Source organism: Actinoplanes sp. NPDC051859, from assembly GCF_044452725.1.
GTDB lineage: Bacteria > Actinomycetota > Actinomycetes > Mycobacteriales > Micromonosporaceae > Actinoplanes.
Window position 1 is genome coordinate 381,377 of the sequence record NZ_JBITBX010000006.1, and the last position, 21,343, is coordinate 402,719.

Here is a 21,343-nt window from a genome sequence, read left to right on the forward strand (position 1 = left end):
AAGTTCTAGGACATGACCACCACGATCGCGCCCGCGGCGCCGCGCAGCCCGGCCCGCCGCGTATTCCGGCAGCTCGGGCTGGACACCCAGTACATCCTGCTCGGGTTCCCGCTCGGTCTGGTCGCTGTCATCCTGTGCGTGACCGGTTTCGCCGTGGGTATCGGCACCGTGGTCATCTGGGTCGGGCTGCCGATCCTGATCGGCACGCTCATGCTGGCCCGGGGCCTCGCGACGGTCGAGCGGGCGCGGATCGCCCCGGTGATCGGCCGCCGGATGCCGCATCCCGCCTACAAGCGGGTGCCCGCCGGCGCGGGTGCCGTGCGCCGCATGGTGACGCCGCTGACTGACGGCCAGGCCTGGCTCGACCTGTTGCACGGCGTCCTGCGCTTCATCCCGAGCACGATCGCGTTCTGTTTCGGGGTGACCTGGTGGGCCGGGACTCTCGGCGGGCTGAGCTACCCGCTGTGGGCGTGGTCGATCCCGACCGGCCCGGACAACTCGGACCTGCCCGAGCTGCTCGGCCTGGGCGACGCGATGAGCACCCGGATCATCTTCCACCTGGCGATCGGCTTCTTCTTTGCCGGCACGTTGTACCCGGTGCTGCGCGGTTCGGCCCTGCTCGAGGGACTGTTTGCCCGGGCACTGCTCAGCGGCGTGAACGAATTGCGCGAGCAGGTCGCTGAGGCGGAAGCGGCCCGTGACACCGCGCAGGCGCAGAAGGCAGCCGCCGTTTCGGCCGAGGCCACCGCGCTGCGCCGGCTGGAGCGCGACATCCACGACGGGCCGCAGCAGCGCCTGGTCCGGCTGGCGATGGATCTCGGTCGCGCCGAGCAGCAGTTCAGCACCGACCCGGAAGCGGCGCGCGCCACGGTCGCCGAGGCGTTGGCCCAGACCCGGGAAACCCTGGACGAGCTGCGTGCCCTGTCCCGCGGCATCGCCCCGCCGATCCTGGTCGACCGCGGTCTGAAAGCGGCGCTGACAGCGCTGGCCGGGCGGTGCACGATCCCCGTGGACCTGGACGCTCCGCCGATGGAACGGCTCGAGCCCGCGGTGGAGACGACGGCCTACTTCGTGGTAGCCGAGGCGCTGACCAACGTCGCCAAGCACAGCTACGCGGCCGAGGTGCAGGTCAGCGTGCGGCGGGAGCCGACCGGCCTGACGATCACCGTGGCCGACGACGGCGTAGGCGGCGCGAGCCTCGCCAAGGGGCACGGCCTCGCCGGCCTCGCCGACCGGGTCCAGGCCGCGGGTGGCGTCATGGATGTCCGCAGCCCCGAGGGAGCCGGCACCACCCTGACGGTTGCTCTGCCGCTGTAGGAGCGCGGCTTAGCTAGGCTCGTCGGCATGCGGGTGGTGATTGCTGACGATGCCGTGCTCTTGCGCGAGGGCCTGGTCAGGCTGGTGGAAGAGAACGGGTGCACCGTCGTCGCGGCTGTCGGCGACGGTCCCGCGCTGGTCGACGCGATCGCCCGGCACAAGCCAGACGTGTCCATCGTGGACGTTCGGATGCCGCCGACACACACCGACGAGGGCCTCCGGGCGGCCGTCGAGGCACGCAAGCAGGTGCCCGGCAGCCCGATTCTGGTGCTTTCACAGTACGTCGAGGTGGAATACGCCGACGACCTGCTCGCCGACCGGTTGGGCGCGGTGGGTTACCTGCTGAAGGACCGGGTCGCTGAAGTCGCCGACTTCCTGGACGGGCTGCGCCGGGTGGCGAACGGCGCGACGGTGCTCGACCCCGAAGTGGTCGGCCAGCTGCTGGTCCGCCGCCGCCGGGACGATCCGTTGCGCAACCTCACCCCGCGGGAGCGCGAGGTGCTGGGTCTGATGGCAGAGGGCCGGTCGAACACCGCCATCGCCCGCAAGATCGTGGTCACCGAGGGCGCGGTCGAGAAGCACGTCCGCAACATCTTCACGAAGCTCGACCTGGCTCCGGACACCGAGCAGCACCGCCGGGTCCTGGCCGTGCTCGCCTACCTGCAGAGCTGACGAAAGGGCGGCCGCCGCATCGGCAACCGCCCTTTCCTGCGTACGGAAAACATCAGCTCTTGAAGGCGTCCTTGATGTTCTCGCCGGCCTGCTTGAGCTTCGAGCTGGTCTGGTCGGCCTTACCCTCGGCCTCGAGGCGCTCGTTGTCGGTCGCCTTGCCGACGCCCTCCTTGACCTTGCCGCCCAGCTCTTCGGCCTTGTTGTCGATCTTGTCGTCGGCGCCCATGATGACCTCCGGGGGTGGGGTGTTGGCTACGACCGCTCCCATACCCCGGTGCGCGCCGCCCAATCATCCGGCCGTCGGCACAGTCTCCGAAGCGGACGGCATCAGGGACCGCTTGGCAGCCAGCAGCTCGCTGAGCCGGGCCGGCGGCATCGGCCGAGCGAAGTGGTAGCCCTGCGCCGCGATGTAGCCCAGCGACAACAGCTGCTCCGCCTGGTCCGCCGTCTCCACGCCCTCGGCCACCGCGTGCAGGCCGAGCGCCTGCGCCAGGTGGATCACCGCGGCTGACACCGGCGGGCGGTCGTCGACCTGCGACTGGGTGAACGAGCGGTCCAGCTTGATCTCGTCGATCGGGCAGTCGTGCAGCAGCGTCAGCGTCGAGTGGCCGGTGCCGAAGTCGTCCAGCGAGACGCGTACACCCATGGCCCGCAGCCGAAGCAGGTTGATGACCGACGGGCCCGGCTCCAGCGCCATCGTCTCGGTGATCTCCAGGACCACGCTCTCCGGCTTCAGGTCGAACTCGGTGAGCAGCCCGGCCACGTGCTCGGCGAAGCCCGGCTCGCGCAGGTCGCGGGCCGACACGTTGACGTTGAGCACCTGCGGGGAGGCGTCGCCGTGCTCGGCGTTCCACTCGGCGAGCTGGGCGAACGACGTGCGCATCACCCAGTGCCCCAGTGGGACGATCAGGCCGGTGCGCTCGGCGACCGGGATGAACGCGTCCGGTGCGAGGGTGCCGCGGACCGGGTGGGCCCAGCGGACGAGGGCCTCGGCGCCCATGATGTGGCCGTCGTCCAGCGACACGATCGGCTGGTAGAGCAGGAAGAGCTGGCCGTTGTCGATGGCGTACCGCAGCTCGGCGCCCAGGTCGTTGCCGGTCACCGACATGCTCGGCTCGTAGTGCAGGCTGGCGGTGCCGGGGACGTTCTTGGCCGCGTACATGGCGATGTCGGCGTGCCGCAGCAGGGTGGAGGCCTGGTCGCCGGTGCGGCCGTCGGCGATGCCGATGCTGGCGCGGATCGGCAGCTCGTGGCCGTCGGCGTAGACGGGCTGCTGCAGGGCGCGCATCATCCGGTCGGCGGCCAGGTCGGCGGCGGCCGGGTCGGCGTCGTCCAGCACCACGACGAACTCGTCGCCGCCGAGGCGGGCCACCGTGTCCTCGACCCGTACGCAGGCTTCCAGGCGCTTCGCGACGCCGATCAGCAGCAGGTCGCCGACCTCGTGCCCGAGGGTGTCGTTGACCTCTTTGAAGTCGTCGAGGTCGATGAGCGCCACCGCCACCGGCCGGTCGCCGTCCGCGGTCAGGGCCTTCTGCAGCCGGGCGTGGAACAGGATGCGGTTCGGCAGCTCGGTGAGGGCGTCGTGGGTCGCGGTGTGGTCCAGGCGGGCCAGCAGCCGGCTGTTGTCCCGGAACGCGGTGAGCTGGCGCAGCACCACGAGCGCGGTGAGCAGCACGGCGGAGCCGACGATGATCGCCTCGTCCTCGCCGTCCGTCCAGGTGACGTAGATCAGCAGGGAGTCGACGGCGGCCACGGCCACGTAGGGGAGCAAGCTGAACGTCCGGCGCCGGGGTGCGGCCACGCCACGCCGCTTGCCGGTCTGCGCCGTGCGCTGCTTGGCGGCGGCCAGCAGGGCGAGGAAGTAGACGACCGGGTTGGCCCACATGTCCGGGAACAGGTGCGGGTCGACGGCCTCGAACGGCGCGCGGAACATCGGTGCCACGGCACCGATGAACATGGCGACCGCGAGCAGCCGCAGCGCGTCGTTGGCGATGTGGGCGTGGCTGGACAGCACGAACTTGGACACCGCGAACACGGCCAGCAGCGCGATGATCGTGACGAACAGCGACAGGTAGAGGTCCTTCTCCTCGCCGCCGCGCAGCGCCGCGCGGGTGGAGAAGTGCCAGAAGAACACGGCGGCAGCGAGCATCAGGGTGCCGGCGTCGAGCACGACCCGGAACAGCTCGCCGTGCGACTGCCGGTCCAGCGGGAGTCGGAACAGCGCGTACATGATGATGAGGACGCCGATGCCGCAGGTGACCAGCATGACCGGGCCGGTCTGCGGCCCGTGCGGCCGCTCTTGCGCCAGCACGTCGACGGCCTGCGAGGCGACGCCCACGGCGATGAAGATCGCGGCAACGGTCAGGTGACCCCAGAAGCGCCGGGTGGTGTCGGAGAGGGTCTCGGTCCGCGCCGTACGCCAGAACCCGGCGATGACGAGCCCGACGCCGGCGACCGCTGGCACCCAGAGCAGGAAGCGCGGGCCCACCGGCTGCACCAGATTGACCAGGAACCACAGGGCCGCCGCCAGCGCACTGACGCCTGAGGCGCGTAGCAGCCGGTCCGTTGTGCCCACAGTCCCTACCCCCCAGATATGCGCTCCGACAACGCCTCCATCGGTCGCGGCGCGCCGGGCGTGAGAATTTGCGCCTCGCCTCACCCCCGACGTACTCCGGCCAACCCTTGTTTCCACGCCCGTCACCTAAGGGGTCGAGCGTGATCGGCATGAATACCGCGCTGCTCTCGGTGGTCGTGCCGGTGTACCGGGTCGAGGGCTACCTCTATCAGTGCCTGGAGTCGATACGCGCTGGTCTGACCGCTGAGGAATCGGCGCTGGTCGAGGTCGTCGCGGTGAACGATGCATCGCCGGACGGCTGCGGAGACATGCTCGACGCGTACGCCGCCCGGCACGGTCACGTCCGCGTCGTGCACCTGAGTCACAACGTGGGCCTGGGCCTCGCCCGCAACGCCGGCCTGTCCGAGGCGCAGGGCGAATACGTCTGGTTTGTCGACAGTGACGACTGGCTCCCCGCCGGTTCAGTTCGCGAGGTTCTCGCCAGACTGCGTTCCGATCGCCCCGATGTCCTGCTCGTGGACCACCTGCGGGTGCACGAGAACGGCCAGTTGGAGCCCGACGCGAGCAGCGGCGTCCTGAAGGATCCCCAGCTCGCCAGCCTGATCAAACTGCAGCACACGGCGTGGAACCGGATCGTGCGCCGCGGCCTGCTCGACGAGCTGAACCTGCGCTTCCTCCCCGGCTGGTACGAAGACCTGCCGTTCAGCAATCCGGTCCTGATCGCGGCACAGCGGATCTCCGTCCTCGACCGGGTCTGTTACCACTACCGGGTCGGCCGGCTCGGCGCGATCACCGCCACCCGCAGCGACCGCCACTTCGAGGCCTTCGACCAGTACGACCGGATGCTGTCCTGGGTCGCCGCGCGCAACCCCGAGCCGTGGCTCGTCCACCAGCTGTTCACCTTGATGGTCAACCACCTGCTGGTGGTCGCGGGTAACGACGGCCGGTTGCACCCGAACCGGCGCCGGGCGTTCTTCAAGCGGATGGTCACCCACTACCGCCGGCACCTGCCCGCCGGCTATCCGGGCCACCCCGGACTCAAGCACCGCCTGGTCCGGGTCGGCAGCTACCCGCTGTACGCCGGGCTGCGGCAGGCGTACCGACTGACCAAGACCCACCCCGAGCCGTCACCTGAGGTTCGCCCGGCGATCGCTTCGGCGCCACAACCGGCTTCGACAGCGACCCTACGGTGACGCGCGTGCTGCGTGCTGCTGGTGAGACCGATCGCGACACCGTACTGGCCTGGCGTAACCACCCCGACGTGCGCGCGGTCAGCCTGACCACCCACGTCATCACGCCGGAGGAGCACGCCAAGTGGTGGGAAGCCGCCACCACGGATCCGTGGCGACACGTGCTGATCTTCGACGACAAGGGCGTCGTGCTCTTCGACCTGCGCGCGGACCCGCCCAGCTGGAGTTTCTATCTGGACGTGGCCGGGCTGGGCGGCGAGCTGTTGCCGACCTGGCTGCGGCTGGAGCAGGCAGCCGTCCGGTACGCGTTCGACGACCTGGGCCTGACCCGGCTGGGCGGCGAGACGCTAGCCAGCAACACGCAGGTGCTGGCGTTGCACCGGCGCTTCGGCTTCGTCGAGAAGCGGCGCTATGAACGGCTGATCGACGGCACACCGCGGACCGTGGTGTGGACCGAGAGGGGAACCGAGCAGTGATCGTCGACGACGTGGAGATCGGCGCGGGCCGGCGGCCGTACGTGGTGGCTGAGATGTCCGGCAACCACAACGGCTCGCTGGATCGGGCGCTGGCCCTGGTGGACGCGGCCGCGGACGCCGGCGCGCACGCCATCAAGATCCAGACGTACACGGCTGACACCATGACCGTGGACGTCAGACAGCCGCGCTTCCGGATCTCCGAGGGTCACGAGCTGTGGGGCGATGAGTATCTCTATGACCTCTATCTGCGCGCACACACGCCGTGGGACTGGCACGAGGCGATCTTCGACCGCGCCCGCGCGCGTGGGCTGACGCCGTTCTCCAGCCCGTTCGACCGCACTGCGGTGGAGCTGCTGGAGAAGCTGGGCGCGCCGATGTACAAGATCGCCTCCTCGGAGATCACCGACCTGCCGCTGATCCGGCTCTGCGCGGGCACCGGCAAGCCACTGATCATCTCCACCGGCATGGCCGACGTCGCCGAGATCGCCGCCGCCGTGGACGCCGCACGCGGCGCCGGCTGCACCGACCTTGTCGTGCTGTCCTGCACCGCGTCCTACCCGACACCGCCCGAGCACACCAACCTGCGGCGCATTCCGGTGCTGGCCGAGACGTTCGGCGTGCCGGTCGGGCTCAGCGACCACACCCTCGGCATCGGAGTGCCGGTGGCGGCCGTGGCGTTCGGCGCCTGCCTGATCGAGAAGCACGTCACGCTGGACCGCACCGACGGCGGCGTCGACTCGGCGTTCTCCCTCGAACCGTTCGAACTGGCCGAGCTCGTCGTCGAGACCGAACGGGCCTGGGCGGCGCTGGGTACGGCGACCATCGGAGCGACCGAGGTCGAACGGGAGGGCCTACGGTTCCGCCGCTCGCTCTACGTGGTGGCCGACGTACGGGCGGGCGACCGGCTCACCGAGCACAACGTCCGGTCCATCCGCCCCGCCGGCGGCCTCGCCCCCGACACGATCGGCACGGTGCTCGGGCGCACCTTCCAGCGGGACGCGGCCAAGGGCACACCGCTGTCCTGGGACCTGATCTGAGAGGCACGAACACCGGTGTGGTTGAACGCGAACGGCAAGGAATTCCAGTGGTTCCTCGACTCGGCGGCGGTGTACTGGGAGAAGCACCTCCCGCAACCCGCTGACGACGCGGTGGTCGTGGTGGAGGCGTTCCACCAGGACATCCGGGTGAACCTGCGCAACCTGGCGTTCGCCAACGCCATCCGGCGCATCAGGCCGGCACGGCTGGTGGTGCTGACCGGCGTCGAAGACCAGTGGCGCAAGACGCTGTGGAGTGGCTTCGACGTCGGCGTGGTCCGCAAAGTGGCCGAGGCGTACGGCGCCACCGAGGTGATCGACGTCTGGGACCGGGTCCGCCGGCAGGACACCCCGGCCCGGGACGACGAGACGATCGTCGCGTACACCGATGCGACCTACTGCCGGCTGGCCAAAGTGCCGCGGCTGCCGGACTCCTATCGGGTGCGGTCCGACTATCGGCTGCGGCACGCGTACGCGACCAGGCTCTTCGATCTCTATCAAGAGCTGATGCGGCGCAACGTGGTCGCCCTGGTGACCAGCCACGTCGACTACGACCAGTGGGGGCTCGCCGTCGAGACGGCCCGCCGGGCACGCATCCCGATCATTCACACCCAGCAGACCGGCTGCCTCAAGGCATACGGGCTGTTCCCCGAACACGACACCCAGACCGGCACGTTCCGCGCGGAACTGACCCGGCAGATCGGTGACGTCTTCGAAAGCCAGGTCTGGCCGAAGCGCGACGAATTGCGGTCCAGCGCCGAACTGGTCGCCTGGCGGGCCAAGGTCAACCTCGGCCGGCCGAGCTGGTGGCGCGGGGGAGTGGCCGCCTCCGTCGACCTGAACAACCCGGCCGAGCGGGCCGGGCTGCGCAAACACGTCGTCGACCGGCTCGGCTTCGACCCGGACCGGCCGGTGGTGACCGTTTTCAACCACGCCGTCTCCGACGCCCTCGGCACCAACCGCGAGTTGTTCCCCAGCCTCGCCGACTGGTTCGCGGACACCGCCGCCTACGCCGCCGAGCACACCGGCGCGCAGTGGATCTTCCTCGATCACCCCAGCCAGGCGCTCTACGACTCCACCCGCTTCTTCGACTCGGTCGCCAAGCGCCACCAGGGCGTCCGGCACCTGGCGTTCCGACCCAGCGCCACGCTGAGCAAGAACGCGCTGTGGAGCCTGACCGACCTCGGTGTCACCGTGCGGGGCAGCGTCAGCAACGAACTGCCCGCGTACGGCATCCCGGTCATTCAGGCGGGCTGGTCGGAGTGGAGCTCGTGCGGGCTGTCGACGGTCGTCGAGGATCAGGACGCATATTGGAAAACTCTCGACCAGAGCATTTCCGCAATCGCCGACGGCACCGACCTGGTCAGCGAGGAACAGGTACGGCGGGCGCGGCTGTGGCTGTGGCTCTACCGCAGCGGCACCGACGTGGTGACCCCGCTCGTCCCGCAGTGGGAAGTGTGGCCCGCCGACACCCTGTTCAAAACCATGCGGGCCGCATTCCGGCACATCGAAGCCGACGCCGACCCGCTGTTCGCCGCGGTCGAGCGGATGTGGACCCGGCAGGAGCCGATGCTCACCCGGACGGATTTCCCATGATCGGGGATTGGTTCGGCACCGACTTCGACGAGCCCGCGCAGGTCCTCGACGGGTTGCCGATCGAGGTCGCCAGCGGTCAGGACTCCGGTGTGTGCATCGTCGACCAGGTGGTCCGCGGCGTCGCGATCCTCGGCCGGGTCACCGGCGACCACGGTGCGGTCGGCCTGAAACTGCGCGACCCCGGCGTTGCCACCCGGGTCTCGGTGGGAATCCAGCTCGACGAGACCTCCACCCGGTGGTGGGCCGACCGGGTCCGCCCGCCCCGGCTCGCCCCCGAACTGCCCCGCCTCGTCCTCGTCCGCGCCCAGGGCAAGCTCCGCGGCGCCGCTCTGCTGGCGCGACACCAGGGCTTCCGCCACGCCGCGGGCGCCCAGGTCACGGTCGAGTTCGACCTGGCCGCGGCGGACCTCGACGGCGACGGCCTGCTGATGGTCGAGCTCGCCGAACCCCCGCGACCCGAGTGGGTGCACGATCGGATCGCCGCGCGGCCCGCCCTTGGCGTCCGGATAGACCACATTTCCGTACGCCCGCAGCCCCCCACAACCGCAAGCCCGGTGCCGGCCGGTTTCACGGGCTGCGACCTGGCGCTGCTGCCCGCCGACGGACCCGAGCAGTTCCGGCTCGAGACGACTCCCGTGCCGCCGGCGCCGCCCGTACCGCGCTCGCCGTCGAACAGGTGGACCCGTCGCAAGCCCGCCCGCGCCGGGTTCAAAGTGCTCCGGATCGCCCGCCGCGCTGCGATCCGTACCCTCGCCATGCGCTCCACCGTGCTGCGGCCCGCCCCGGGTGCGGCCGTCCAGGCGATCGACCTGCTGACCGGCGTACCCGTGGCGGTGGAGGTGGTGGGTCGCGAAGCGGGAGCCCTGCAGCTGCGTCGCACCGACCCGGCCCGGGGTCCGGTGTTGATCGGCCTTGCGCGGGCCAACCGGCAGCTGTCCTGCCGGATCGCGACCCGATGATCCACCGGCCGACCCTGGGCAGCGACCCCGGCCACAACCGGCATGTGCTGCGTGCCGCGCTGGCGGCCGCGCCCGGCAAGCTGGAACTGCCACCCGGCACCTATGCGATCGACGACGGACTGCGGGTGCCCGGCGGCTGGACCATCCGCGGCACGGAGGTAGCCGGCGCGAACGGCGGCCCGCCCGGCACCTGGCTCGCGTCGACCGGCAGCACCGGGCACCCGGTCCTGCACGTCGCCGGCTCCGACGTGTCGATCAGCGACCTCGGCCTGCGCCCGCCCCCGGCCGACCCGGGCGAACACGGCGGCGACCGCGGCACAGCGATCACCGTCGGCGACTACCTTTACGCCGCACCACCCGAGTGGATCACCCGCGTCGACATCCGCCGCGTCCACATCGAACGGACCGACGAGAAACACGCCAACTGCGTCGCGCTCATGGGTGCGGTGCACGACGTCACCCTGCACGATCTCACCATCCGCGGCGGCTACACCGGCGTTGCCGTGCACTGGGGTGCGGTCGGTGCGGACGTCTCGACGATTACCGGCCCCACCTTCCACCCGCACCGGCTCACGCTCACCGACCTGCGGGTCAGCGACGCGGTCGAAGGCTTCTACCTCAGCTCGGTGCACGACGTCCGGGTCACGGGCGCCTGCCTGCGCGACGTCGACATGGGCTTCCGGCTGCTACCCGGCGACAACACCGACCGGTTCGTCCCCGACGCCGGCGTGATCGGCACCGCCATTGACATCTCCGACATCTGCGTACGCTGGCACGGCCCCCGCTATGCCGTGCGGATCGCCGGCTGGGGCCGCAGCGAGGTCGACGGCCAGGTCAGCGAACTCCACTACCGAGACACGACGATCCGCGACTGCCGCCTCCGCGGGGCCGGCACCGGCGATTCCTGGGCTCCGATCGTCGTCGAACGAGCGGACGGGGTCGTCCTCCGCAACAACCTCATCGAATCCGCAAGCGTCTCTTCGGCCGAGCCTTGCTGCCCACGCGCATCGACGGCCGTCGGCTGACAAGCTCGCTGCGCCACCCGGCCGGCTCGCCTACAGTGGACGACCACGCGACCGTTCACACGGAGGGGGTGTGCCGGCCCGCGTGTCTGGAACGAGGCCGGGAGTGGGCGCCGCCACGACCGCTCCCGGCCTCCTGGTCCACGTTCGAGTCGTATTCGGCGGAACTTGTCGGTGGCCGGGCGTAGCGTCGGGCCCATGACGACGATGGCGGTGGAAGCGGACGGCCTCGTAAAGACATATGGCGAGGTCAAGGCCCTGGACGGGCTGCATCTGACGATCCCCGAGGGCACGGTGCTGGGTCTGCTCGGCCCCAACGGCGCGGGGAAGACCACGTGCGTACGCGTGCTGACAACCCTGCTGCGCCCCGACTCCGGCAGCGCTCAGGTCATGGGAATCGACGTGCTGCGCGAGCCGAAACGGGTCCGCGAACGCATCGGCGTCTCCGGCCAGTACGCCGCGGTGGACGAATACCTCACCGGCTTCGAGAACCTCGACATGGTGGGCCGGCTCTACCACCTGGGCCGGAAGCCGTCCGCGGCCCGAGCCCGTGAGCTGTTGGAACAGTTTCGGCTCGAGGATGCGGCCAACCGGCCCGTCAAGACGTACTCCGGCGGCATGCGGCGGCGCCTCGACCTGGCCGGTGCGCTGGTGGCCCGCCCGCGGGTGCTGTTCCTCGACGAGCCCACCACCGGCCTCGATCCGCGCAGCCGTACCGAGATGTGGGGCACCCTCGCCGAGCTGGTTGCCGGCGGCACCACGGTGCTGCTGACCACGCAGTACCTGGAGGAAGCCGACCGCCTCGCCGACGTCGTCGTGGTGGTCGACCGCGGCCGGGTCATCGCCGAAGGCACCCCGGACGAGTTGAAGTCGCAGGTCGGCGGCGAGGTCATCGAGGTGGTGATCGCCGACCCGGGCCGCATCCGCGACGCGATGAACGCCCTGGGCGCGGTGTGCGGCGGCCGGGTCAGCGTGGACGATCACACCCGCAAACTGTCCGCGCCGGTGGACGGCAGTCGGCCCGCTGCGGCCGTGCTCGTCGACTCGCTGCGCCGGTTCGACGAGGACGGCATCGCGGTGCTCGACGTCGGTGTCCGCCGGCCGACCCTGGATGACGTCTTCCTCACCCTCACCGGCCACGCGGCCGAGGCCGCAAAGGTGGTCACGGCATGAATCCGCTGCTCTCCGCCCTGTCCGACGGCGCGGTCATCACCCGCCGCAACCTGTTGAAGATCAAGCGGGTCCCCGACGTCCTGGTCTTCTCGACTCTCTCGCCGATCATGTTCGTCCTGCTGTTCGCCTACGTCTTCGGCAGCGCGATCCAGGTGCCCGGCATCAACTATCGCGAGTTCCTCATGGCCGGCATCTTCGTGCAGACCGTCGTCTTCGGCGCCACCTGGACCGGCGCCAGTCTCGCGGAAGATTTGCAGAAGGGCATCATCGACCGGTTCCGCACCCTGCCCATGTCGGCCTCGGCGGTGCTGCTGGGCCGCACAGCCGCCGACGTCGGCATCAACCTGGTGACGTTCGTCGTCATGGCCCTGTCCGGCCTGGCGGTCGGCTGGCGGATCCGCTCGTCGGTGCCCGAGGCGATCTTCGGCGTGGTGCTGCTGCTGGCCTTCGCCTACGCGATCTCCTGGATCATGGCGGTCGTCGGCCTCTCGGTCCGTACGCCCGAGGTGGTCAACAACGCCAGCTTCATCGTCATCTTCCCGCTGACCTTCATCGCCAACACGTTCGTGCCGACCGGCAACCTGCCCTCGGTGGTCAAGTTCATCGCCGAATGGAACCCGGTTTCCTCGGTGACCCAGGCCGCCCGGGACCTCTTCGGCAACACCAGCCCGGCGGTTCTGGTCCCCGACACCTGGGCTCTGCAGAACCCCGTTCGCTACAGCCTCATCTGGATAGCCGCCGCCCTCGTCATCTTCATGCCCCTCGCGATCCGTCAGTACGGGCGGGCCGCCTCGCGCTAGCGTGATCACCGTGCACCCACCAGGAAAGCTGTGGCCGGTCGTCGTGGTCGCGGCGGGCGGGGTGCTCGGCGCCCTGACCCGCTACGGCATCGGGGTCGCCTGGCCCGCCGCACCGGACGGTTTCGCCTGGGCGACGTGGACCATCAATGTGACCGGCTGCTTCCTCATCGGCGTGCTCGTCGCGCTGATCACCCGCTTCCGCCCGCACCAGCGCCTGATCCGCCCGTTCTGGGGAGCCGGCTTTCTCGGCGGCTACACGACGTTCTCCACCGCGACCGTCGACGTTCTCCGCACCAGCCCGGGCATCGCCGTGGGCTACCTTGCCGCGACCCTCGTCGGCGCGCTCGTCGCGGTGTGGCTCGGCACCGTCCTCACTGAGGTCGCGGTGCGTCGGTGACGGTGCTGTTGGTCGCGGCGGGCGCGGCAGTCGGTGCACCGCTGCGATACCTCACCGACCGATGGTTCCGCGCCCGGCAGCAATCGCCGTTCCCGTGGGGCACGCTGATCGTCAACGTCGCCGGGTCGCTGCTGCTCGGTGTCCTGGTCGGCCTGCCGGTCAGTCCGGCGCTCGGCGCTCTGCTGGGCACCGGCTTGTGCGGAGCGCTGACGACCTACTCCACCTTCAGCCTGGAGACCCTGGACCTGGCCCGTGCGAACAAGCCCTTCCTCGCCCTGTTCTACGCCCTCGGCAGTGTCCTCACCGGACTCGGCGCGGCAACGCTCGGCTTCCTGATCGCCCGGGCGGCCAACTGAGCGGCAGATCAGCGGGGTGACTGCTCGGGGAACAGGAGGTCGCTCATGGCCTGGTCGGTGAGGGGTTCGGCGAAGTAGTAGCCCTGGCCGAGCTCGCAGTTGCCGTCCGCGAGCTCGTTGAGCTGTCCGGCGTGCTCGATGCCTTCCGCGACGGTGGAGAGGCTGAGGGCCTGGCCGAGCTGGATGATGCCCAGCGTCAGGGCGGCCGCGGCCGGGACGTCGCCGACGTCGTCGACGAAGCTCTTGTCGATTTTGATGATGTCGACGGGAAAACGGCGCAGGTACGCGAGCGACGAGTAGCCCGTACCGAAGTCGTCGATGGCGAGCCGGACGCCGAGCTCTTTGATCCGGGTGAGCTGGCGCAGCGTGGCGGGTCGGTGGTCCACGACCAGCGACTCGGTCAGCTCGAGCACCAGGCAGGCGGCCGGTAGGCCACTGTCGGCCAGGGCGGCGGCCACCATCTCGGGCAGGTCGGCCTGGTCGAGTTGGACGGCCGACAGGTTGACGCTGACGCTGAGCGGGCGCAGGCCTGCGCGCCGGGAGTTCCAGTCGGCGGCCTGACGGCAGGCTTCGCGGAGCACCCATTCGCCGATCTGGACGATCATCCCGGTTTCCTCGGCGAGCGGGATGAAGTCCAGCGGCGGGATCATGCCGCGGTCCGGGTGTTGCCAGCGGACCAGCGCTTCGAGGCCGGTGATGTCCCCGGTGCGCAGGTGCACGATCGGCTGGTAGCGCAACGCGAACTCGTGGCGTACGACCGCGCGGCGCAGGTCGGCTTCGAGTTGGAGCCCGGCCTGGAATGCGGCCTGCATCGCCGGCTCGAAGATTTCCAGCCGGTCCTTGCCGGTCTTCTTCGCCTGGTACATCGCCAGGTCGGCCTGCACCATCAGGTCCTGCGCGCCGGTGATGTCGGCAGCCGCGCTGTAGGCGATGCCGACACTGCAGCTGATGTACGTTTCCTTGCCCGCCAGGTCGAACGGCTCCCGCAGCGCCTCGAGAATCCGCTCTGCTACCGGCACGGCCTCGTCGATGTCGTCCGCGGTCGGGAGCAGCACCGCGAATTCGTCGCCGCCGAGCCGGGCCGCCGACTCGGTGGGGCGCAGGCAGGCCGTGATGCGGTCGGCGACCCCGGCGAGGAGCAGGTCGCCGGCGGCGTGGCCGAGCGAGTCGTTGACCACCTTGAAACGGTCCAGGTCGACGAAGAGGACCGCGAGCCCGGTGCTGGCCTCCTGGGCCGCCCGGAACGCCTCATCGAGCCGGTTCAGGAACAGGGCGCGGCTGGCCAGCCCGGTCAGCGAGTCGTGGAATGCCTGGTGCATCGCCTCCAGGGTCTGCGCGTCGGTCAGGGCCAGGCTGACGTGCTCGGCGAACGCCCGCAGGATCTCCTGTGCGTGCTGATCCCACTGCCGCGTGCCCTTGTAGGTGCCGACGGTGAGACAGCCGACCACCGCCCCGTTCTCGTGCACGGGAATCGCCATGACCGCCCGCATCCGGGACCGGACGACCTCGGGGATGGCGTACGGGCTGTTCTCGTAGTCCTCGACCAGGATCAGTTCGTTGGTCAGGACGGCCTGCCCAGCGGCGCCCGCGGAGCCCAAGGGGACGCGTTTCATCTTCGGCAGGATGTCGGGCGGAAAGCCGACGCTGGAGATCATGCTGCCCAGCGACGGGTCGTCCTTCTCCAACACGTTCAGCGAGGCGATCTCGAGGCCGAGCAGGTCGGTGGCGCTGGTGGTGATCGAGTCGAGGATCTTCTGCAGCGGGGCGCGGCGGGCGATGAGGCGCTGGATCCGGCTGAGGTTCTCGAAGAGCCGTTGCCGTTCGTCCAGCGAGTCGGCGAGCCGGCGTTCCGCCTCGGTGAGGTGCAACGCCTGCAGGCCCAGTTCGAGCACCCGGGCCATCCCGCGCAGCAGGGAGACGTCTGCTTCGGAGAACGGGTTGCGGTAGCGGCCGACCACGAGCATGCCGGTGGCCGGGCCGCTGAGCTGGGCGTACGCGATGTCGTAGGTGGTGCCTGCCAGGTCGAGGGTGCCGCTGCCGTTGTCGGCGGCCCGGTGCAGGGCGGCGACGGGCACCTGTTCGGCGGGCAGGCCCACGGAGGCGACCACCCCGCCGTCGATGATCAGGACGGCGGCGTCCGTGTCCAGGGCACGCGCAGCACACTCGACGGCCGCGTACTGTGCCGCGGGTCCGTCCGGCCGGTCGGCCACGGCGGAGAGAAACGCCGTCAGTTGCTGCTGAGTAGCGAGCATGCCCATGACGTCGTCTGTCGGCCTGGCCCGGCGGGACTTGAGCTTTTCCCGGTGGTGATCTCCTCCGCGAAAGTTCGTCCACATTTATCCGGCGATGACATGATGTCCTTTACCTGTCTTCCCATGAAGGTTTCGCGGTGCAAAAACCCAGGAAGTTCGCCCTGTCGATCGCCGGCGTGGCCCTCGGCGTGCTCGCGCTGTCCGGGTGCACCGGCGACGATGTGCCCGATGACACCACCGCCGACAAGACCATCACCGCCTTGATGGTCGGCAACCCGCAGATGGCGGACATCCAGAAACTCACCGCGGAGCACTTCACCCGACAGACCGGCATCACCGTGCAGTTCACCACGCTGCCCGAGAACGAGCTTCGGGAAAAGGTGACGCGGGACGTCGCGAACGCCGGCGGGCAGTACGACGTCGCCACGGTCGGGGCGTACGAGGTGCCGATCTGGGCCAAGAACGGCTGGCTGCACGAACTGTCGACGCAGGCCGCCGCCGACTCCGGGTACGACGCCGGCGATCTGATCAAGCCGATGGTGCAGTCGCTGACCGGTGACGACGGCAAGCTCTACGCCGCGCCGTTCTACGGCGAGTCGTCCTTTCTCATGTACAACAAGGAGCTGTTCGCGGCCAAGGGGCTCACCATGCCGGAGAAGCCCACGTGGGCGCAGGTCGTCGGGTTTGCCCGCAAGCTCGACGACAAGAGGAACGGCGTGGCGGGGATCTGCTTGCGCGGCCTGCCCGGCTGGGGCGAGATGCTGGCCCCGCTGACCACCGTGGTCAACACCTACGGCGGCACCTGGTTCGAGAAGGACTGGACGCCGAAGCTGGACGCACCGGAGTTCCGCACCGCAACCAGCCTCTACGTCGACCTGGTCAAGCGGTACGGCCAGCCCGGCGCCGCCCAGTCCGGCTTCACCGAGTGCCTGAACACGTTCGGCCAGGGCAAGGCCGCCATGTGGTACGACGCCACGTCGGCCGCCGGCCCGTTGGAGGACCCACAGGCATCGAAGGTCGCCGGCAAGGTCGGTTACGCGTACGCCCCGGTGGCGCGTACCGAATATTCGGGGTGGCTGTGGACGTGGGCGTGGGCCATGCCGCGGACCACCAAGAAGGACGGCGCCGCCTGGCAGTTCATCTCCTGGGCCACCAGCAAGGAGTACGAGCAGCTGGTCGGCAAGACCCTCGGTTGGTCCCGGGTCCCGTCCGGCAAACGCGAGTCGACCTATGCGATCCCGGAGTACCAGGAGTCCGCGAAGGCCTTCGCCGGCGTGACGCTCGGCTCGATCGAGAACGCGAAGCCGCAGAATCCGGGCTTGCAACCGCGTCCGGCGTTGGGCATCCAGTTCGTCGGCATCCCCGAGTTCGCCGAGCTGGGCACCAAGGTGTCGCAGGAGATCAGCGCGGCCATCGTGGGCACCACCACCGTCGATCAGGCCTTGACCGACGGACAGCGGCTCGCCGATGCGGTGGCGACGAAGTACCGGTGACGGGCTCGTGCCAACTTCCGCACGTGCAGTTAGTAATTGATGACAAAGGGTTGCTGGCGCAGCGTGCCGGGGGTTCAGCTAGAGCGGTGCCTCCGCCTCCTGCGGCGGCGAGACGCCTCGGTGGCGCGTCCGTCGCGTGTCTCGCGCTCGCCGCGGCCACGCCGCTGACCGCCGGCAGCACCGATGCGGCCTTCCCGATGCTCTTCCTGGCCGTCGGCGCGGTGTTGCTGATCTTCCTGGTGGGCTGCGCGGCGATGATTCGGCGCCTGCCCGGCCCGGGTGCGCTCTATACCTTCGTCGCGCACGGGCTGGGCCGCCCGCTCGGTGTCGGTGCGGCCTGCCTGGCTCTGGTCTCCTACAACGCGGCGCAGATCGGGCTCTACGGTCTTCTCGGCGCGGCGGCCGCCCCGCTGATCGACGTGCCCTGGTGGGCGGTCGCTGCCGCCTGCTGGGTCGTCGTCGCGGTGGGTGGGATGGTGCATCCGCAGCTCACCGTGGGGCTGGTGGCCGTACCGGTGCTCGGTGGGATCGGGCTCGTCGCCTGGGGCGCCGCAGATCTGCTGAGCGCCGGCCCTGGCCCGGTCGCCGCGGAAGGGTGGCAACCTCGGCAACTGCTCGTCGGCATCGTGGCCTTCGTGGGTGTCGAGACGGCGACCGCCTATGCCGCAGAAGCCCGCCGAGTGTCGGCCCGTCCGGCCGGGTGGGCGGTCCTGGTCCTGACCATTCTGTACGCCGCAGCAAGCGGGACGGTGTCAGCGAGCCGCCTGCCGCAGTGGACAGCCATGCTCGGTCACGCGCTGGTGGTGGCCGGTTTGCTTGCCGCCATGCTGGCCCTGCACCACACCGTCGTCCGCTATCTCGTCGTGCTGGGTCGGGAGCGGGTGCTGTCGGCCGAACTCGCCGCGCGCCGCCCGGCGTCACTGACGCAGAGCTTGACCGCTGGGCTGTTCATCGGCGGCGGCGTGCTCTCCGGTCGCTCGGTCGAAACGTTCGGCAGTCGGCTCGTGATCGGTGGCAGCCTGGGCATCGTGCTCCTGCTCACGGCCACCTCGCTCGCTGCGCTGCTGTTCCTCAACCGTCATCCGGCAGGGGAGAGTGTATGGCGGCGGTTCGTGGCACCTGCCGTGTCGACCGTAGCGCTGGGCGTGCTGGCGTACCTGGCCTATGTGGACTTTCCGGTCCTGACCGTAGCTGCGGGTGGTGTCGCTTTGCTCGGCGCGCTCTATGGCCTGGCATTGCGGTTCGTGCGGCCGGTTGTCTATGCGGGGATCGGACTCGATGGTGCGGCCGTCGTGGTGACTCCGCCATCCGCATCGGTGCCGCGGCCGCGCACCCCGGGCGCGCATCGGCCGGAGCGGGTCAACCGTTAGGTGGCCCGTCGCCGTCGCCGAAGAACTCCTGGATCTGGGTCAGCTTGACATCGGGTTGCAGCGGCTTGCGCGTCACCTCGAGCTCCTCGACCTGGTCGGGCAGGTCGGGCAGGTCCGGCACCGGGGGCAGGTCGCCGAGCCCGATGGCCTCCCGGATCACCTCGAACATGCCGGTGACCTCGCGCACGGCCAGCGGGAACAACTCGGCCGGGCGGCGGTCCAGCGTGGTCGGGGCCGCACAGGTGAAGTTGGCTCGGACCTTGCCGGTCACCTTGCGGATGTCGGCGCTCGGCCGCAGCTGCTCGACCTGTTCCTCGGCCACTATCCCCAGCTCACACTCGGGTACGCCGGACGCCCGCCACCACCGCAGCCACTCCGGGTCGGCGTCCAGTGTCACCACGACGTGCTGCAACGCCACCATGTACGCCTGGGGAGCGCGGCCGTCGACGGTCGTCCCCATGTGCGGGTGCAGCCAGCACGGCTGCCGGCCCCAAAACTCCATCACCGCATCGTGACACCACGATTACCCCGAGTCGGCGCATATTCCCCGGGCGCGTACGGGTGCATATCGCAAGAAATATCGGCGAATTCTTGCCCACGCCGCTGATTGCGCAGGTCAGGTCAAAGCGGTGGTCAGCAGCGTCGCGGTGAGGCTGCGCGCGGTCTTGGCCGCGGCGGGGGTGCGCTCGGTGGTTGCGCCTTGTTTGCCCAGCGGATTCGGTGTGCCCGGCAGATCTGAGGAAAGCGCCGCCTGAACCGGCTCTTTCGTGGTAGTGCCCCGGCGTGGACAGCGGTCATCCGCTGCTCCGCCCCGGAGCATAAGGGGCGAAACCACACGAAGGGCTAGGCATGAGAAGAGTTCTGGCGGTCGCCGCCACATTCGCGCTCGTGGGGTGCGGCGCGGTCGCGGCCACCGCCGCGACGGCCGAGCCACCCCGGGCCGCGGCCGGACAACCGAAGATCAACTGGGGCAAGTGCGACAGCGTGGTCCTGCAGGCGCGCAAGGCCGAGTGCGGCTGGATCAGCGTCCCGCTCGACCACGCGGAGCCCGGCGGCAAGCGGATCAAGCTGGCAGTGTCCCGGATCAAGCACACCGTGTCCGAGAAGAAGTACCAAGGCGTCATGCTGGTCAACCCCGGCGGTCCCGGCGGCTCCGGCCTCACCCTCTCGGTGCTCGGCGACTTCGTGCCCAACGGGGCGGGCGGCGCGTACGACTGGATCGGCTTCGACCCGCGCGGCGTGGGTTCCAGCGAGCCGGCCCTGGCGTGCGACGGCGACTACTCCAGCTACAACCGGCCGCCGTACGTGCCCAGCACCGCGGAGATCGAGGCGACCTGGCGGGCCAAGGCCAAGGGGTACGCCAAGGACTGCGCCAAGGCCGGCGGTGACCTCCTCGGACACCTGCGGACCACCGACACCGTGCAGGACATGGACCTGATCCGCAAGGCGCTCGGCGCGGAGCAGATCAACTACTACGGCTTCTCCTACGGCACCTACCTCGGCCAGGTCTACGCGACCCTGCACCCCGACAAGGTCCGCCGGATGGTGCTCGACGGCAACGTGAACCCCGGCCGGGTCTGGTACGACGCCAACCTCGACCAGGACATCGCCTTCGACCGCAACATCAAGATCTACTTCGGTTGGCTGGCCGAGCACCACGACGTCTTCCACCTGGGCAAGACGGCCAAGTCGGTCGAGAAGCGCTTCTACAAGGAGCAGGCCAAGCTGGTCAAGAAGCCCGCGGGTGGCGTGATCGGCCCGGACGAGCTGACCGACGTCTTCCTCCAGGCCGGCTACTACGTGTTCGGCTGGGAAGCGGTCGGCCGGGCGTTCTCTGCACTCGTGAACGACGGCGACCACAAGGAGCTGAAGGCGCTCTACGACGGCAGCTACCCGCAGGGTGAGGGTGCCGACAACGGCTACGCCGTCTACCTCGGCGTGCAGTGCACCGACGTCAAGTGGCCGTCCTCGTGGTCCACGTGGAAGGCCGACAACTGGAAGGTGCACAAGAAGGCGCCGTTCGAGACGTGGGGCAACGCCTGGTTCAACGCGCCCTGCCTGAACTGGGCCGCCAAGCCCGGCGTGCCGGTCAAGGTGAACGGCAAGGACGCCCCGCCGATCCTGCTGATCAGCGAGACCCTGGACGCGGCCACGCCGTACACGGGCAGCCTCGAGGTGCGCAAGCGCTTCCCGCGGTCCGCGCTGATCGAGGGCGTCGGCGGCACCACCCACTCGGGCTCGCTGTTCGGCAACGCCTGCGTCGACGACACCATCGCCGAGTACCTGACCAGCGGCAAGCTGCCGAAGCGGATCAAGGCCAACATGTCCGACAAGCGGTGCGCGCCGCTGACCGCACCGGACCCGTCGGCCGCCGACGCGAAGCGCGAGAGCGGCACTCAGCTCACCCGCCTCGACCTCCAGAAGTTGATCACCGAGCACTGACGGTGATCCCGAACGCCGGTCTGCCTCGGCAGGCCGGCGTTCGGCTATGCTCGAGAGCTGCGAAGGGGAGTAGCTCCCAACGTCGTGGTCGACATACTGATCCACCAGGCCTTCCGGCCTGATGGGTCCGGCCACGCGGCCTCGGTTAACCGGGGCGAGCGAGACCTTCGACTTGGCCAAGGCCGCGCGTCCGCGCGCGGGACGACATCCTGGCCGGGT

At 69.8% G+C, this 21,343-nt stretch carries 19 protein-coding genes; 15 read left to right on the plus strand and 4 right to left on the minus strand.

Annotation, left to right across the window (positions count from 1 at the left end; genetic code table 11):
* Positions 1-12 precede the first annotated feature (12 nt).
* Positions 13-1,317, plus strand: coding sequence for a sensor histidine kinase (locus tag ACIA1L_RS18405; RefSeq protein ID WP_396073961.1), 1,305 nt, complete (start codon positions 13-15; stop codon positions 1,315-1,317).
* A gap of 27 nt (positions 1,318-1,344) precedes the next feature.
* Positions 1,345-1,989, plus strand: coding sequence for a response regulator (locus ACIA1L_RS18410; protein WP_396073963.1), 645 nt, complete (start codon positions 1,345-1,347; stop codon positions 1,987-1,989).
* Positions 1,990-2,041: 52 nt separating this feature from the next.
* Here the strand turns inward: ACIA1L_RS18410 and ACIA1L_RS18415 are convergent, their stop codons facing one another.
* The gene (locus ACIA1L_RS18415) at positions 2,042-2,215 is read right to left on the minus strand and encodes a CsbD family protein (protein WP_396074082.1); all 174 of its coding nucleotides are present in this window, start codon (positions 2,213-2,215) and stop codon (positions 2,042-2,044) included.
* 63 nt (positions 2,216-2,278) lie between these two features.
* On the minus strand, positions 2,279-4,564 hold the full coding sequence (locus ACIA1L_RS18420; RefSeq protein WP_396073964.1) for a putative bifunctional diguanylate cyclase/phosphodiesterase: 2,286 nt from the start codon (positions 4,562-4,564) through the stop codon (positions 2,279-2,281).
* 149 nt (positions 4,565-4,713) lie between these two features.
* Between ACIA1L_RS18420 and ACIA1L_RS18425 the strand changes: the two genes are divergently transcribed.
* The 10 genes from ACIA1L_RS18425 to crcB all read left to right on the plus strand — a co-directional run bounded on the left by ACIA1L_RS18425 (position 4,714) and on the right by crcB (position 13,567).
* Positions 4,714-5,757 carry a glycosyltransferase family 2 protein gene (locus tag ACIA1L_RS18425; protein WP_396073965.1) on the plus strand — a complete coding sequence of 348 codons (1,044 nt, stop codon included), beginning with the start codon at positions 4,714-4,716 and terminating at the stop codon, positions 5,755-5,757.
* Positions 5,754-6,230: a GNAT family N-acetyltransferase gene (locus tag ACIA1L_RS18430; protein ID WP_396073966.1), complete on the plus strand. Its 477-nt coding sequence runs from the start codon at positions 5,754-5,756 to the stop codon at positions 6,228-6,230. The genes ACIA1L_RS18425 and ACIA1L_RS18430 overlap by 4 nt, the downstream gene beginning before the upstream one ends.
* The gene (pseI, locus tag ACIA1L_RS18435; protein WP_396073967.1) at positions 6,227-7,267 is read left to right on the plus strand and encodes a pseudaminic acid synthase; all 1,041 of its coding nucleotides are present in this window, start codon (positions 6,227-6,229) and stop codon (positions 7,265-7,267) included. The genes ACIA1L_RS18430 and pseI overlap by 4 nt, the downstream gene beginning before the upstream one ends.
* A gap of 15 nt (positions 7,268-7,282) precedes the next feature.
* Positions 7,283-8,860, plus strand: coding sequence for a hypothetical protein (locus ACIA1L_RS18440; RefSeq protein ID WP_396073968.1), 1,578 nt, complete (start codon positions 7,283-7,285; stop codon positions 8,858-8,860).
* On the plus strand, positions 8,857-9,819 hold the full coding sequence (locus ACIA1L_RS18445; RefSeq protein ID WP_396073969.1) for a hypothetical protein: 963 nt from the start codon (positions 8,857-8,859) through the stop codon (positions 9,817-9,819). Before ACIA1L_RS18440 ends, ACIA1L_RS18445 begins: the two co-directional genes overlap by 4 nt.
* Entirely contained in the window at positions 9,816-10,844 is a 1,029-nt protein-coding gene (locus ACIA1L_RS18450; RefSeq protein WP_396073970.1) for a hypothetical protein, read from the plus strand. The genes ACIA1L_RS18445 and ACIA1L_RS18450 overlap by 4 nt, the downstream gene beginning before the upstream one ends.
* 195 nt (positions 10,845-11,039) lie before the next feature.
* Positions 11,040-12,014, plus strand: a complete 975-nt coding sequence (locus tag ACIA1L_RS18455; protein WP_396073972.1) for an ATP-binding cassette domain-containing protein — start codon at positions 11,040-11,042, stop codon at positions 12,012-12,014.
* The gene (locus tag ACIA1L_RS18460) at positions 12,011-12,814 is read left to right on the plus strand and encodes an ABC transporter permease (protein WP_396073974.1); all 804 of its coding nucleotides are present in this window, start codon (positions 12,011-12,013) and stop codon (positions 12,812-12,814) included. Before ACIA1L_RS18455 ends, ACIA1L_RS18460 begins: the two co-directional genes overlap by 4 nt.
* Positions 12,815-12,824: 10 nt before the next feature.
* Positions 12,825-13,211 carry a fluoride efflux transporter FluC gene (locus ACIA1L_RS18465; protein WP_396073975.1) on the plus strand — a complete coding sequence of 129 codons (387 nt, stop codon included), beginning with the start codon at positions 12,825-12,827 and terminating at the stop codon, positions 13,209-13,211.
* The gene (crcB, locus tag ACIA1L_RS18470) at positions 13,208-13,567 is read left to right on the plus strand and encodes a fluoride efflux transporter CrcB (protein ID WP_396073977.1); all 360 of its coding nucleotides are present in this window, start codon (positions 13,208-13,210) and stop codon (positions 13,565-13,567) included. Before ACIA1L_RS18465 ends, crcB begins: the two co-directional genes overlap by 4 nt.
* A gap of 8 nt (positions 13,568-13,575) precedes the next feature.
* Here the strand turns inward: crcB and ACIA1L_RS18475 are convergent, their stop codons facing one another.
* Entirely contained in the window at positions 13,576-15,825 is a 2,250-nt protein-coding gene (locus tag ACIA1L_RS18475) for a putative bifunctional diguanylate cyclase/phosphodiesterase (RefSeq protein ID WP_396073979.1), read from the minus strand.
* 131 nt (positions 15,826-15,956) lie between these two features.
* On the opposite strand from ACIA1L_RS18475, the gene ACIA1L_RS18480 reads away from it, so the two are divergent.
* Positions 15,957-17,312, plus strand: coding sequence for an ABC transporter substrate-binding protein (locus tag ACIA1L_RS18480; protein ID WP_396073980.1), 1,356 nt, complete (start codon positions 15,957-15,959; stop codon positions 17,310-17,312).
* 86 nt (positions 17,313-17,398) lie between these two features.
* The gene (locus ACIA1L_RS18485) at positions 17,399-18,682 is read left to right on the plus strand and encodes an APC family permease (protein ID WP_396073982.1); all 1,284 of its coding nucleotides are present in this window, start codon (positions 17,399-17,401) and stop codon (positions 18,680-18,682) included.
* Here ACIA1L_RS18485 and ACIA1L_RS18490 read toward each other — a convergent pair.
* The gene (locus tag ACIA1L_RS18490; RefSeq protein WP_396073983.1) at positions 18,672-19,184 is read right to left on the minus strand and encodes a hypothetical protein; all 513 of its coding nucleotides are present in this window, start codon (positions 19,182-19,184) and stop codon (positions 18,672-18,674) included. The two genes, ACIA1L_RS18485 and ACIA1L_RS18490, sit on opposite strands and share 11 nt — an antisense overlap.
* 347 nt (positions 19,185-19,531) lie before the next feature.
* Here ACIA1L_RS18490 and ACIA1L_RS18495 point away from each other — a divergent pair, with 347 nt between their 5' ends.
* Positions 19,532-21,124: an alpha/beta hydrolase gene (locus tag ACIA1L_RS18495; RefSeq protein ID WP_396073985.1), complete on the plus strand. Its 1,593-nt coding sequence runs from the start codon at positions 19,532-19,534 to the stop codon at positions 21,122-21,124.
* The last annotated feature ends 219 nt before the right edge of the window (positions 21,125-21,343 follow it).

Coding starts and splice junctions, on each gene's coding strand:
- ACIA1L_RS18405 (WP_396073961.1), top strand. CDS start 13: ATGACCACCACGATCGCGCCCGCGGCGCCGCGCAGCCCGGCCCGCCGC.
- ACIA1L_RS18410 (WP_396073963.1), top strand. CDS start 1,345: ATGCGGGTGGTGATTGCTGACGATGCCGTGCTCTTGCGCGAGGGCCTG.
- ACIA1L_RS18415 (WP_396074082.1), bottom strand. CDS start 2,215: ATGGGCGCCGACGACAAGATCGACAACAAGGCCGAAGAGCTGGGCGGC.
- ACIA1L_RS18425 (WP_396073965.1), top strand. CDS start 4,714: ATGAATACCGCGCTGCTCTCGGTGGTCGTGCCGGTGTACCGGGTCGAG.
- ACIA1L_RS18445 (WP_396073969.1), top strand. CDS start 8,857: ATGATCGGGGATTGGTTCGGCACCGACTTCGACGAGCCCGCGCAGGTC.
- ACIA1L_RS18450 (WP_396073970.1), top strand. CDS start 9,816: ATGATCCACCGGCCGACCCTGGGCAGCGACCCCGGCCACAACCGGCAT.
- ACIA1L_RS18455 (WP_396073972.1), top strand. CDS start 11,040: ATGACGACGATGGCGGTGGAAGCGGACGGCCTCGTAAAGACATATGGC.
- ACIA1L_RS18460 (WP_396073974.1), top strand. CDS start 12,011: ATGAATCCGCTGCTCTCCGCCCTGTCCGACGGCGCGGTCATCACCCGC.
- ACIA1L_RS18475 (WP_396073979.1), bottom strand. CDS start 15,825: ATGGGCATGCTCGCTACTCAGCAGCAACTGACGGCGTTTCTCTCCGCC.
- ACIA1L_RS18490 (WP_396073983.1), bottom strand. CDS start 19,184: ATGGAGTTTTGGGGCCGGCAGCCGTGCTGGCTGCACCCGCACATGGGG.
- ACIA1L_RS18495 (WP_396073985.1), top strand. CDS start 19,532: ATGAGAAGAGTTCTGGCGGTCGCCGCCACATTCGCGCTCGTGGGGTGC.